The sequence below is a fragment of the Amycolatopsis sp. MJM2582 genome (assembly GCF_000754115.1).
Lineage (GTDB): Bacteria > Actinomycetota > Actinomycetes > Mycobacteriales > Pseudonocardiaceae > Amycolatopsis > Amycolatopsis japonica.
In genome coordinates, this window is sequence record NZ_JPLW01000002.1 from 270952 (window position 1) to 284019 (window position 13068).

General features: G+C 68.9%; 13 protein-coding genes. 3 read left to right on the forward strand and 10 right to left on the reverse strand.

What is annotated here, in order from left to right:
• Nucleotides 1-22: 22 nt before the first annotated feature.
• Nucleotides 23-583 (reverse strand): TetR/AcrR family transcriptional regulator, encoded by a 561-nt coding sequence (locus ED92_RS11540; RefSeq protein WP_037336784.1) that lies wholly within the window; start codon nt 581-583, stop codon nt 23-25.
• A 126-nt stretch (nt 584-709) separates the two neighbouring features.
• Here ED92_RS11540 and ED92_RS11545 point away from each other — a divergent pair, with 126 nt between their 5' ends.
• The 3 genes from ED92_RS11545 to ED92_RS11555 all read left to right on the forward strand — a co-directional run bounded on the left by ED92_RS11545 (nt 710) and on the right by ED92_RS11555 (nt 3155).
• Complete coding sequence (locus ED92_RS11545; RefSeq protein ID WP_037336786.1) at nt 710-1414, forward strand: alpha/beta fold hydrolase; 705 nt, start codon at nt 710-712, stop codon at nt 1412-1414.
• A 76-nt stretch (nt 1415-1490) separates the two neighbouring features.
• A complete protein-coding gene (locus ED92_RS11550) occupies nt 1491-2135 on the forward strand; it encodes a flavodoxin family protein (protein ID WP_037336788.1) in 645 nt (214 codons plus the stop codon).
• A complete protein-coding gene (locus tag ED92_RS11555) occupies nt 2136-3155 on the forward strand; it encodes a LacI family DNA-binding transcriptional regulator (protein WP_037336790.1) in 1020 nt (339 codons plus the stop codon).
• 69 nt (nt 3156-3224) lie between these two features.
• Here the strand turns inward: ED92_RS11555 and ED92_RS11560 are convergent, their stop codons facing one another.
• The 9 genes from ED92_RS11560 to ED92_RS11600 form a co-directional block, all read right to left on the reverse strand.
• On the reverse strand, nt 3225-4526 hold the full coding sequence (locus ED92_RS11560) for a serine/threonine-protein kinase (protein WP_037336792.1): 1302 nt from the start codon (nt 4524-4526) through the stop codon (nt 3225-3227).
• A gap of 17 nt (nt 4527-4543) precedes the next feature.
• Nucleotides 4544-5176, reverse strand: coding sequence for a GDSL-type esterase/lipase family protein (locus tag ED92_RS11565; protein ID WP_037336794.1), 633 nt, complete (start codon nt 5174-5176; stop codon nt 4544-4546).
• Nucleotides 5173-5934 carry a sugar phosphate isomerase/epimerase gene (locus ED92_RS11570; protein ID WP_199755196.1) on the reverse strand — a complete coding sequence of 254 codons (762 nt, stop codon included), beginning with the start codon at nt 5932-5934 and terminating at the stop codon, nt 5173-5175. Before ED92_RS11570 ends, ED92_RS11565 begins: the two co-directional genes overlap by 4 nt.
• Entirely contained in the window at nt 5931-6968 is a 1038-nt protein-coding gene (locus ED92_RS11575; RefSeq protein ID WP_037336796.1) for a LacI family DNA-binding transcriptional regulator, read from the reverse strand. The genes ED92_RS11570 and ED92_RS11575 overlap by 4 nt, the downstream gene beginning before the upstream one ends.
• A 91-nt stretch (nt 6969-7059) precedes the next feature.
• Nucleotides 7060-8502, reverse strand: coding sequence for a polysaccharide lyase 6 family protein (locus ED92_RS11580; protein WP_037336798.1), 1443 nt, complete (start codon nt 8500-8502; stop codon nt 7060-7062).
• Nucleotides 8503-8515: 13 nt separating this feature from the next.
• The gene (locus ED92_RS11585; RefSeq protein WP_037336800.1) at nt 8516-9817 is read right to left on the reverse strand and encodes an alpha-L-fucosidase; all 1302 of its coding nucleotides are present in this window, start codon (nt 9815-9817) and stop codon (nt 8516-8518) included.
• Between the two features lie 28 nt (nt 9818-9845).
• Nucleotides 9846-10712 (reverse strand): carbohydrate ABC transporter permease, encoded by an 867-nt coding sequence (locus tag ED92_RS11590; protein WP_037336802.1) that lies wholly within the window; start codon nt 10710-10712, stop codon nt 9846-9848.
• A complete protein-coding gene (locus ED92_RS11595; RefSeq protein ID WP_037336805.1) occupies nt 10709-11665 on the reverse strand; it encodes a carbohydrate ABC transporter permease in 957 nt (318 codons plus the stop codon). Before ED92_RS11595 ends, ED92_RS11590 begins: the two co-directional genes overlap by 4 nt.
• Nucleotides 11662-12990, reverse strand: coding sequence for a sugar ABC transporter substrate-binding protein (locus tag ED92_RS11600; protein WP_037336806.1), 1329 nt, complete (start codon nt 12988-12990; stop codon nt 11662-11664). The genes ED92_RS11595 and ED92_RS11600 overlap by 4 nt, the downstream gene beginning before the upstream one ends.
• Nucleotides 12991-13068: the final 78 nt, after the last annotated feature.

Below are 13068 nucleotides of genomic sequence, written 5' to 3' on the forward strand. Positions count from 1 at the left end.
CGTCGAGAAGACGCGATGAAGCTCAGTCCACGACGTCGGCCACGGCCCGCGCCAGGGTGGCCCGCACGGTCTCGGGGTCGTCGAGATTCCCGCCGTGAAGCGCGCCGTCGCGGAGGAGGACGAGGGTGCGGGCGGCGTGGTCGGGGTCGGCATGACCCGCGTCGCGCGCCAGGTCGCGAAGCACGCCGAAGAACCAGTTCCGGTGGTCGTCGATGACCTGCCGCACCTGGTGTGCCGGATCGGGGTATTCGGCGGCGGCGTTGAGGAACTGGCAACCGCGGAAGTCGTCGTCGAGCGTCCGGTCGCCGACGATGCCCAGTGCGGCGAGCAGTGCTTCGCGGGCGGGCTTCCCTCGCGTCGCCGCGCCGACACCCGCGCGGATCCGTTCGCTCGTGGTGCTCAGGTAGGCGGCGACGAGGTCGTCCTTGGTGGGGTAGTGGCGGTAGAACGTCGCCCTGGTCACGGCCGCTTCGGAGACCAGGCGCTCCACGCCGACGGCATGGATGCCCTCGGCGTAGAAGAGCCGCGACGCTGTCTCGAGCAGCCGGATCTTCGGGTGTACGTCCCGGTCGACAGTCGGCATCTTTCAACTCTAGAGAAAGAACGGTCATTCCACCAGGTCGCCTTCGTCACGTTGCGGAAGGCATCCGGGGGCAGCATGGTTAAGGCAGAAAGACCGATCATTCTCCCTGGCTCTGAAGGAGCAGCAATGAGCAACCAGAAGCCCACCATCGTCCTGGTCCACGGTGCTTTCGCCGACTCGTCCAGCTGGAACGGCGTCGTCCCGAAGCTGCGTGAGCAGGGCTATCGGGTGCTGGCGGCGGCGAACCCACTGCGCGGGATCGAGTCCGACGCGGCCTATGTCGCCGACGTCGTCAACGGAGTGGACGGCCCCGTGGTGCTGGCCGGGCACTCCTACGGCGGCGTCGTGATCAGCCGCGCGGCCACCACGGCGCCGAACGTCAAGGCGCTCGTCTACATCGCCGCCTTCCAGCCGGAAGCGGGGGAGAGCGTGTTCGAGCTGTCCGGCCGGTTCGAGGGCGGCAAGCTCGGCCCGGACACCACGAACGTCCTGGCCGCCCAGGGCGAGCTGTCGATCAAGCCCGAGAACTTCTCGGACGTGTTCGCGGCCGACGTCCCCGCAGAGACCGCCGACGTCATGGCGGTCACTCAGCGTCCGGTCACCGAGCGCGCGCTCGGTACCCCGTTCGACGGCGAGCCGGCGTGGAAGAACCTGCCGTCGTGGGCCCTGATCGCGGAGCAGGACCACGCGATCCCCGCCGCCGCGCAGGAGTTCATGTCCGACCGTGCCGGTTCGGAGGTCACCAGGGTCGACGCTTCGCACGCCGTCTCGGTCTCGCGGCCGGACGTCGTGGCGGAGGTCGTCCTCGCGGCCGCCGCCAAGGTCGCCTGACCTCGGTCGCTTGACAGGTGAAACCTCCCCGGAGAGACTGCAAAAGCGTTTTTGCAATCTCTCCGGGGAGAACCACGTGAAGGTCTTGGTGCTCGATTCGAGCCCGCGTCGTGAAGGCAACTCCTGGGCTCTCGCACAGGCTTTGCGCAAGGGAGCGGAGGAAGCCGGGCACACGGTCGACTTCGCCCGGCTCTCCGATTTCGTCGAGTCGCCGCTGGGGGACTGCCGCGACTGCCGGCTGAGCGACCGGTCCTGCGGCATCGGGGACGGCTACGAGCGCCTGCTGTTCGATCGCGTGCTCCCGGCGGACGCGATCGTCTACGCGACGCCGCTGCACTGGTACGGCATGACCGGGCGGCTCAAATCCTTCTTCGACCGGCTTTTCTGTTACACCTCCGGCAGTTCGCCGCATACCGCCGAAGTCGTGCCGGGGTTGATGGGCAAACGCGCCGCGGTGCTGATCTCCTGCGAGGAGAGCTATCGCGGCGCGACCCTCGGGCTGGAGGCCCAGTTCCAGGAACTCACCCGGTACCTGCGCCAGGATCTCGCCGGGATCGTGGTCGGCGTCGGCAACAGCCGGGGCGAGGTGGAGCGCGATCCCGCCCGGCCGTTGGCGGCGGCGGAGGACCTCGGCCGTAGGCTGGGCGACGCCCACGTCACCGACTATCGGCTGGACACCGACCGGCCGAACCGCGTCTGGGGACCGCCCGTGGAGGCCTGAGTGTCGCCGACCATCCGTGACGTCGCCGCCGCCGCGGGGGTCTCGATCACCACCGTGTCCCACGTGCTCAGCGGACAGGGGCGGATCTCCGAGCAGACCCGGCAGCGCGTCGCGCGGGCGGCGGCCGAGCTCGGGTACCAGGCGAGTGTGCACGCGCAGCAGCTGGTCACCCGGCGCAGCCGCACCCTGGCGATCCAGCTCGCGAACTCGGTCGACGCGAGCAGTGCCTGCGCGCTCGTGCCCAATTCGGATTACTTCCTCGAAGTGCTGAACGGGGCGGCCGAAGCCGCGTCGAAACGGTCGTACGGCTTGCTTTTGGCCCCGACGGACGCCGACCTCGACCGGCTGAACGCCTTCGCCGTCGACGGCGCGATCCTGGTGGATCCGCGTGGCGACGAGCCCTTCTTCGCGACAGGCTGGTGCCGTGACCGGCCCTTGGTGACCGTCGGACGGCCGATGGCGGCGCCGTGCCCGGTGCCTGTCGTCGTCGACAACGACCTGGTCGCGGCCGCCGGGCTGATGCTGGATCACTTGGCGGACAACGGTTACGAGCGGCCGGCGATGATCACCACCGACACCCGCCGGTCTTACGCGGCGGATCTGGTGGCGGGCTACACCGGCTGGATGCGGGATCGGGAGCGCGAGCCGGTGGTGGTCGAGATCGACGAGCCGCCGACCACGGAAGGCACGGCGGAGGCGCTGGGCAGGTTGCTCGACCGGCGGATGTGTCCGGACGCCGTCTTCACGACGTCGGAGAACCTCGCCCTCGGGGTGCTGCACGAGGCCCGCCGCCGACGGCTCGCGGTCCCCGGCGAGCTCGGGATCTGCAGCGCGGTCGACAGCGGTTCGCTCCGGCTCGTTTCGCCACGGGTGACCGGGATGTTCGTGCATCCGCGCGAAGTGGGCGGCCGCGCGGCCACGGCGTTGATGGACCTCGTCGAGGAAACGGCGTCCGGCGGCGAGCCGCGCCGGATCGAAGTTCCCGTGCGCCTGAACGCGCGGGAATCCACCACCCGCTAGCATGCATTTAGTCCTCTGAATGCGGTCCTTGCACGGGCAACTACCGCATTCAGAGGACTAAACGCGTGCTCAGGAGCTCCGGCACACCGCGACCGGCGTGTCCCCGCCGTCGTCCTCGGTGGTCGCGATGAAGCCGAACGTGGTCGTCCCACCGGCGGGCAGCACCGCGTTCCAGTCCACTTCGGACACTCGCGCGCGGTCGCCGTCCTGTGCCAGGGAACCGTTCCACAGATTGGCGATGCGCGTGCCGGGCGGCAGGGTCCAGCTGACCTCCCAGCCGGTGAGCCGGGTGTCCTGGGCGTTGCGCACCGACACGCGGATCTCCGAACCGCCGGGCCAGCGATTGGCGATCTCGTAACGCGCTTCGCACACCGGTTTCGCGGCCGGCGGGGACGGCGCCGCCACCGGGGCGACGGCGTCGGGTGCGCCGTCGTCGAACAGCAGGATCCCCGCCAGGACACCACCCGCCACCACGACACCGCCCGCGATGGCGAGCGGCAAACGCGACCGGCGGGTGGGCGCGGGAAGCCGTTTGGTGCCTGCCAGGATCGCCGGACGGCCGTCGGCGACGGCGGTGAGCATCCGTTCGGCCTCGGCCATGTCCGGCCGCTCCGCGGGATCGCGCCGGAGCATGCGCAGCAGGACGTCCGTGAGCGGGCCGGTGGTGCGCGGGGCGACGATCTCGCCGCGGGCGACCCGTTTGAGGAGCGCGATCTGGTTGGCATCGGTGCCGAACGGCGGCGCGCCCTCCAACACGGTGTAGAGCGTCGAGCCGAGTGAAAACACATCCGACGGATAGCCGGGCTCTTCACCGTCGGCGACCTCGGGGGAGAGGTACGCGGGAGTGCCGACGACGAGCCCGCCGCCGGTCATGGTCCCTTCGCCGGTGGCGTGGGACAGGCCGAAATCGGCGATCTTCGCCTGCCCGTCGCCGGTGATCAGGATGTTGTTGGGCGTGACGTCGCGGTGCAGGATCCCGTCCTCGTGCGCGGCGGCCAGCGCCGAGGCGATCCGCGCGCCGAGTTCCGCCACCCGGCCGGCGGGGAGCGGGCCGTCGTCCGCGAGGAGGTCCGTCAGCGGCCGCGACGGCAGGTATTCCATGACCAGGAACGGCGTTCCGTCCTGTTCCACGACGTCGTACACGGTGACGGCGTGCGGATGCTTGAGCCGCGCGGCGACCCTGGCCTCCCGCATCGCGCGCACGATCGACCGGAACGGCGCGCCGTCCGGCGAGGTGTCCGGCCGCATCTGCTTGAGCGCCACCGTGCGGTCGAGCCGTTCGTCCCGCGCCCGCCACACCACGCCCATCGAGCCCCGGCCGACCTCGCGTTCCAGCCGGTAACGTCCGGCAATGACGGCATCCCGGTTCACGGACGCAACTGTATCCGCTAGGGGAGCTGTGCCTCCTGGACCGGCGCCCCGGCGGCCGCGAGCCAGGCTTCGGCGAGCAGGCGGTGTCCCAGCGGGCTGGGGTGGACGCCGTCCGGGGCCAGCGTCGCCGCCCCGTGTTCGGCGGCCGCCCGGGGCATGAACAGATCCGCGCGGATCAGCCGCGCGCCGAATTCGGTCGCCACGTCGATCGCGGTTTCGATACGGGGAGCGAGATCGGCGACCCACTCCTGCTGTTCCGGCTCCACCGGCAGCAGGAACGGTGTGATCACGTACAACTCGGCCGGGAGGTGCTGTCGCGCGCCGGCCAGCAGCCGGGAGTAGGCGGCGCGGAACTTTTCGATCGGGCTCGGCAGGCCGCGGTCGAACGTCCGCCAGGTGTCGTTGATGCCGATCTTCACCGTCAGCACCGTGGGACGCGCGGCGAGCACGTCGGTGGTCCACCGGGCTTCGAGATCGTAGATCCGGTTGCCGTTGATCCCGCGGTTGAGCACTTCCGGCCCGTCGCCGAGGAGGTCCGCGATCTGCCGCACGTAGCCCTTGCCGAGCGACGCCGGGTCGGTGCGGTCGCGGCTGGAATCGGTGATGGAGTCGCCGGCGAACAGCAGGCGGTCGGCCTCGGTGAACCTCACGCGCCCGCCTCGATCAGCTTCCGCAGCGAGTCGGCCTCGCCGGGGATCAGGTCCGGATCGTTGTCCGGGACGAATTCCAGCAGCGCGTCGAGCGGCCGCCCCGCCTTGGCGAGCAGGCCGAACGCCCGTGTCCAGAGCTCCGTCCGGAAGGTCAGCGGATGCCGCTCGTTGCTGGGCCACCACGAGAACACGTGCACCGCGCGGACCTGGTCGAGCACCAGTTCCAGCCCCGCCAGCGCCTGCTCGTCCGGCAGATCCTGCGGCGGTTGCCAATAGGTGCCGAGATTGTCGCGGCCCACTTCTTCGAGCAACCGCACGGTCGATTCGGCGGTGTCGGTCAGGGTCCCGCCGTGGAATTCCAGCGCGACCTCGAGACCGTGCTCGTTCGCGACGTCGGCGGCCTCGCGGAGCCCGGCGACGATCTGCTCGCGCTCGTAGGAGTCGACGTCCTCGGAGCCCGCCTTCCCCGCCCACACTCGGATCCGCGAGGCACCGAGCCGGACCGCGGTGGCGGCGATCTCGCCGAATTTCCCGGCCTCCATCGGGGTCGCGCGGAAGTAGGAACCGTAGGAGTCGCAGGTCAGCCCGTGCCGCGCCATGGCCTCGAACGCGCGCTCGGCCGCCCAGTCGTCACCGGGGCGCACATGGACGTCGGCACCCCATTCGATCACCTGGAGCCCCGCCTTCTCGGCGCGACGGGCGACCTCGTCGGCGTCCAGCCGTCGCAGCGTCACCGAACACAGTCCCGGGCGGATCATTTTCCCTCCAACGGTTGAGTGCTTTCCCGCAGCACGACCTCGCCGGTGATCGGCTTGACGCGGGGACCGTCCGCGCGGTGGTCGAGGATGAAGTCGAGGGCCTGTTCGCCCATGCGCTCGATCGGCACGCGCACAGTGGACAGCGACGGCCTTATGTCCCGCAACGTAATAATGTCGTCGAATCCGGCGATCGCGATCTGCGCGGGCACCTGCAGCCCGCGGTCGCGGCAGGCGGCCATCGCGCCGACGGCCATCACGTCGTTGACCGCGAACACGCAGCCGCGGAAGCCGTTCTCGATCGCCCGCACCATCGCCGCGTAGCCGCCGTCACGGGTGAATTCCGCGCGCAGCACGTGGTTCTCGGGCAAGGGGACGCCTTGCCGGGCGAGGCCGTCACGGAAACCGAGCACCCGGTCCCGCGAGGTCAGCAGGCCGGACGGACCGGCGAGGACGAGGAAGTCGCGGTGCCCGAGCAGGGCGAGTCGTTCGGCCAGATCCGCCGCTCCCGCGCGGTTCTCCAGCATGACGGTGTCGAACGGCAGTTTCCGCTGCCCGATCACCACGACCTGGCCGTCGGCGGCCTCGAAGGCCTTGAGCTCCTTGGTCAGATTCCGTTGCAGGGCACTGTCTTCGTTGCGCGACCCGGCGAGGATGACCGCCCGCGCCCGCTGCCCGCGCAGCGTCGTGACGTACTCGAGTTCCTTCTCCGGATGGTTCTCCGTGCTCGCGATGGTGACCGTCAGCCCGTGCCGGGCGGCCACGCGCATCACGCCGGACGCGATCGAGGAGAAGTACGGGTCGACGATGTCGTGCACCAGCAGTCCGACGACGTTGCCCCGGCCGCGGGCCATCGCCTGCGCGGGCACGTTCGCCGTGTACTGCAGGCGTTCCGCGGCCCGCAGCACCGATTCGCGCAGGGTGCCGCTGACCTGTCTGGTCCCGCCGTTGAGCGCCCTCGACGCCGTCGCGAGCGACACTCCGGCCTCGCGGGCGACGTCGGCCAGGGTGGCCGAACCCGCGGCACGCTGCGCCATGGTTCCTCCTCGGTCGTGCGGTGGTGCGGTGGGGCTCACGCCGGCGTGGGCTGACGCCGGCGTGAGCCCGGCTCTGGTGGCGACCGCCTCGCTACGGGGCGCCGGGGCCGACGTCCGCGGTGGTGAGCGGCCGGTTGGCGATGGCGGCCGTCGAGTACTCGTCGGCGCCGACGTCACGCAGGCTGCCGCGGGCCTGACCGTCGATGTCCAGCGTGACCGGCGCGGTCGAGAGGGTCGCCGCGTCGATCGCCGGGCTGCCCGCGGCGAGCCGCGAGACGCCGTCGGTGCCCTGCACGAGCTTCGGGTCGACCCGGCGGAAGGTGCCCGCCGGGATGTTGCCGTCCCCGCCCGAACCCCACAGGATGTTGCCGGACCAGGTGAAGTTGCCCGTGGTGCTCATCGCGACCAGATCGCCGTTGCTGCCGACGAAGAGGTTGTCGGAGATCGTGCAGTCGCGCGGTTCGATCGTCCGCTTGGTCTCGCCGGAAAGCGTGCTGCTGTTGTTCAGCAGCGTGTTGTGGGCGATGAGCACGCGGTCCGCCGCGTCGTTGCCGCGCCGCGATTCCTTGGACTCGCCCGGGAAGTGGTCACGGACGGAGCCACTGCCGACGACCAGCGCGTTGCTGGACAGTCCGGCGATGTAGTTGTTGACGATCTTGTGGTCGTTGCCGTAGATCCGGATGCCTTCCTTGCCGCCGAGGATGAAGTTGGATTCGACGACGGTCTTGTTCCCGTGGCGCAGCACGATGCCGCCCAGGCTGTTCCGGATGGTGTTGTTGCGGATGAAGTTGCCCGACGACTTGACCGAGATGGCCTCCGGGTCGCCGTTCGCGCGTTCGAACAGGTTGTACTCCACCGTGGCGCCGGCGGTGCTCAGCGCGCGCGGGCTGAGGCCGAGCCGGATCGGCTCGCCGCCGTTGTCGCCGGCGAAGGTGTGGTCGGAGAAGTAGTTCCGCAGGACGTGGACGCCGGTCGCCATCTTGTCGTCGTCCGCGCCCTCGATGCAGAGCATGACGCCGAGCGTCGTCTTGTGGTGGAAGTGGTTGCGGTCGACCTTGCTGTAGTCGGCGCGGATCATCACCCAGTCCAGGCCCGTGATGTCGGCCAGCTGGAAGTCGTTGCGGGTCAGGCGGATCCGCGAACAGTTCGCCGGGACCTCCAGCGTGGTGCTCTGCCGGAAGTTGAACCCGCTGATCGTGACGCCGGTGGAGTCGTCGAAGACGAAGCTCTGCTCGCCGTTCAGCGTCACCCCGCCGCCGGTCTGGGCGACGATGGTGATCGGCTGGTCCTTCGTGCCGCGCCTGCCCTTGATGCTGATCGGCGAGCCGGTGGGCACGGTGTAGGTGCCGTTGTTCACGGTGATGACGGCACCGGGGCCCGCCTGGTTGATCGCCTTCTGCAGTTCGGTCAGCGAACTGACGTTCAGGGCGCACAGCCCCTTCGGCTTGGCCGACGCCGTGCCCGCGGTGACCCAGGGGACGGTGATCAGCGCGGCGCCGAGGGTGGCGCCGCTGAGGAACCTTCTGCGATCCATGATGCCTCCGTGCTCAATCGGTGGGGAGGGTTTCGGCGGCGGGGCTTTCCGTGTTCAGGAACAGTTCGATCACCGGGACCGGGGTGTCCGGTTTCCGGATGGGGAGCTTCAGGGTGAGCGTGCCTTCCGGCTGCCCGCCCATCTGGGTGTTCTGCGCGGTCTGCCCGGGATCCGTGTGCACCTGCCGGATTTCCGAGGCGTCGTCGAGCAATTGGGCGTAACGGACCCGCCCGGCGAGCCCGGGCAGGTGAACGTGGTTCATCGGCCAGCTGAACAGGTGCAGGTACAGCCGGTCGCCGCGCTGGGTGTAGCGGCCGTCGGCGGGCGCGGTGAACTCCGAGGGACCGCAGCCGCGGATGGAGCGTTCGTGCCGGTCCATCCAGCGGCCGATCTCGGCGAGCACCTCGTGTGCACGGGGGTCGATCTCGCCCCGGCCGTTCGGGCCGACGTTGAGCAGCAGGTTGCCGTCCTTGGACACGCCGTCGACCAGCATCCGGATGAGCAGTTCGGGGCTCTTGTAGTCGAGGTTGTCGCGGTCGTAACCCCAGCTGCCGTTCAGCGTCTGGCACGCCTCCCACACCACGGGGACACCGTCGCGGGTCATCGGGCCGGACGGCTGGTACTGCTCCGGGGTGATGAAGTCGCCGGGGATCCCGGTGCGGTCGTTGACCAGGATGCCGGGCTGCAGTTCGCGGACCAGCGCGAGCAGGCCGGGGGAGTCCCAGTCGTCCGGTCCCTTGCCGCCCCACCATTCCTTGCGGCCCTTGTAGGAGAAGTCGAAGAACAGGTAGTCGATCGTGCCGAAGCGGGTGAGCAGTTCGCGCACCTGACCGTGGAGATAGAGCTGGTACTCGGCGATGTCGGCGTACTGGTGCGCCGCGATGTACTCCGCGTCGTCACGGCGGGGATGGGTGCCGTCGACGGGGAAAGCCGGGTGGTGCCAGTCGATCAGCGAGTGGTAGAAGCCGACCTTCAGGCCTTCCTCACGGCACGCGTCGACGAACGGGCCGAGCAGATCCTTGCCGTACGGCGTGTTCGTCACCTTGAAGTCGGTGAGGTCGCTGTCCCACAGGCAGAAACCGTCGTGGTGCTTGGTGGTCAGCACGACGTAGGTCATGCCCGCGGCCTTCGCGGCCCGCGCCCAGGACCGCGGGTCGTACTTGTCCGGCTCGAAGTGGTCGAAGTAGACCCGGTACTGCTCGTCGGTCAGCTTCTCGTGGTTCTGCACCCATTCGTGCCGGGCGGCCAGCGAATACAGTCCCCAGTGGACGAACATCCCGAACCGGTCGTGGGTGAACCAGGCGGTGGAACTCACTTCAGGATCGCTCCTTGCAGATGGTGGGTCAGCCCTTGAGCGCGCCCGAGGCGAGGCCGCGGACGAACGAACGCTGGAAGAACAGGAACGCGGCGACCGAAGGGAGCAGCGCCAGCAGCGACGCCGCCATGATCACGCCGGGGGTGACGGTCGGGTCGATCCGCAGTGTCCGCAGGGCCAGCGGCAGGGTGTAGGTCGAAGCGTCGGTCGACACCAGCAACGGCAGCAGGTACTGGTCCCAGATCATGGTGAAGCCGAAGACGCCGATCACGCCGAGCGCGGGCTTGCACATCGGAAGGATGATCTGCGCGAAGATCCGCAGATCTCCGGCGCCGTCGATCCTCGCGGCTTCTTCGAGTTCGCGGGGGACGTCCTTCATGAACTCGGTCATCACCAGGATCGAGAACGCCCACGCGCCCAGGGGCACGATCATCCCGGCGAGGCTGCCGATCAGATTGAGGTGCACCACGGGCAGATCCGAGAGGATCAGCGAGAGCGGGATCGCGAGGATCTCCTCCGGCAGCATCAGCGTCGCCAGGATCGCGACCAGCACGAAGGTCATGAACCGGAACTTCTTGCGCGCCAGCGCGTAGCCGGCCAGCACCGAGATGACGACCTGCAGCAGGAGACCGAAGCCGACCACCAGGAACGAGTTGAGCAGGTACATCCCGACGCCCTGGTCGAACGCGATGCCGAAGTTCTCCAGGGTGGGGCTCGACGGGATGACACTCAGCGCCGTCGGGTCGGAGACGTCGTTGAACGCGCTGACCAGCAGCGCCAGCAGCGGCCCGGCGAACACCAGGAGCAGCAGGGCGTACAGGACGAACTTCAGGATCCGTCCGCCCGGTGATTTGACGGCGTCGAGGCCGAGCGCCGAATCGTTGGCCGCGGTCATGCGTCTCGCCTCCGTCGGAGCACCTGGACGAACAGGGTGAGCACGAGCGTCGCGAGGAACAGCAGGACCGCGCCCGCCGCACCGACGCCCAGCCGGTTCTGTTCCAGGCCGAGTTTGTAGATCAGGGTCATCGCCACCTCGGTCGAGCCGTTCGGCCCGCCGTTGGTCAGCAGGAACACCTCGGTGAACACGCGCAGGCCGCGGATCGCCGCGAGGACGAACAGGATCGAGAACACCGACCGCAGGCCCGGCAGCGTCACGTGGACGATCTTGCGCCAGCGCGAGGCACCGTCCACAGTGGCCGCTTCGTAGAGGCCGCGGTCGATACCGGCCAAACCGGCGAGAAAGATCATCATGTCGTACGGGGCGCCGCGCCAGATCCCGGTGATGATCACCGAGATCATCGACGAGTCGGGATCGTTGATGAATCCCGACGGGCCGAGGCCGACCAGGCCGAGGATGGAGTTCAGCATCCCGTCCTCGGTCGGGTGGTACATGATCCGCCAGAGCTCGGCGACCACCGCGATCGGCACGACCACCGGGAGGAAGGCCGCCGACCGCAGGAACTTCAGCCGCTTGCTCTGGCCCTCCATCAGCAGGGCGAGCGCGAGGCCGATGATCATCGACCCCGCGGTCTGCCCGACCGCGATCACGACGGTGTGCCAGATCGCGGAATGGAACGCCTCGTCACCGAGGACGGTGCTGTAGTTCTGCCCGCCGACCCACTGGTTGCCCAGGTACGGCTGGACGTCCTGGAAGGACATCGTCACCGCGGTGATCATCGGGATGAACTTGAAGTACACGAACAGGATGAGGGCGGGGGCCAGGAACAGCCACGGCGTCCACCACTTCCCGTCGCGGTCGCTGCGCCTGCGGGCCTTCGGCGCGGGCGTCCGCTTCACGGCGGGACGGTCCGCGCCGACGGCCGCCGGCTTGGCGTGATCTACGGTCATGAGGCGCTGATCCCCTGTTGCTGCAAGGTCGCGGTGAGCTTGGTGTCGAGTTTGGACAGTTCCGCCTTGAGGTCGAGCTTGCAGTCGGCGACGAGCGCGCTGACCGTGTCGGCGGTGTCCTGGCGGACCGGCGTCCAGTTCGGGATGGACGGCGCGTAGTGGCCGGACTTCGCGTAGATCTCGGCGTAGGTCTTCCACCGCGGGTCGGAGCGGACCTGGGTGATGTCGACGTTCTTGTTCACCGGGAGCTGCACGATGAAGGCCGACTCGCCTTCCATGCCGATCTTCTGGCCGTCGGCCGAGATGGCGAAGTCACCGAACGCGTCCTGGCCGGCCTGGTTCGGCGAACCGGCCATCATGAAGATCGACAGGCCCTCGGCGAGGACGTCGGCGTTCTTGGCGCCCTTCGGCATCGGGACGACCTCGTACTTGTCCTTGCCGAGCGACTTGTCGAAGCGCGGCAGCAGGTACGGACCGACGACGTACATCCCGGCCTTGCCCGCTTCGAAGGTCTCGTTGGTCGCCGGGGTCGGCATGGTGACCGAACCGGGCTGGATCACGTTCTCCTTGCAGCCGAGGTCGCGGAACCACTGCACCGCGGCCACGGATTCGGGCGTGCTCATCGCCGGCTTGTACTTGCCGCCACCGGTTTCGGTGATGAAGTCGCCGCCCGCGGCCCACAGGAAGTTCGAGAAGTACCAGGAGGCGTAGCCCCGCTTGGTCGACAGCGTCGCGTTCAGTCCCGCGGTGTCGTTCTTCCCGTTGCCGTCGGGGTCGCCGGTGGTGAAGGCCTTGGCGAGGTCCGCCAGTTCGGCCCAGCTCTGCGGGACGCCCTTGCCGAGCTTCTCGCGCCAGTCCTTGCGGATCAGCAGCGCCGAAGCCTGCGCGCTGTAGGGGAGGCCGTACAGCTTGCCGTCCGGGGTCTGGTTGGACTTCAGCGCCTGCTCGGTGAGCTCCGACGCGTGCTTGATCTTGCCCTGTTCGATCTCACGCACGAGACCCTGGCTCTTCAGCGTGCCGACCTGGGTGACGTCGTTCATCACGATGTCCGGCAGGTCGCGCTGGGCGGCGCGCTGGGCGAGCTTCGTCTCGAAGTCGTCGAAGATCGCGGTGACCTGCACCTTGAATCCCGTGGCCTTCTCGAAGGCCTCCGCGAGCCGCTTGGTGGCCTGTTCACCGGGGCCGCCGGGGGTCGTCCGGGTCCACAGTTCCAACGGCGCCTTGGTGTCCTGCGCGACGTTCGTTCCGGCGGGGCCTGCCGAGCAGCCCGAAAGGACCAGCGCTGAGACAGTGAGTCCCACGCCGATCCACCGCGATTTCCGCATCGCTTCTCCTGTTCACTGTGGACCACGCTGTCTACCTCGGAGGGGACGGTAAGCGCTTTCCCGGTCTCCGGTCAATGG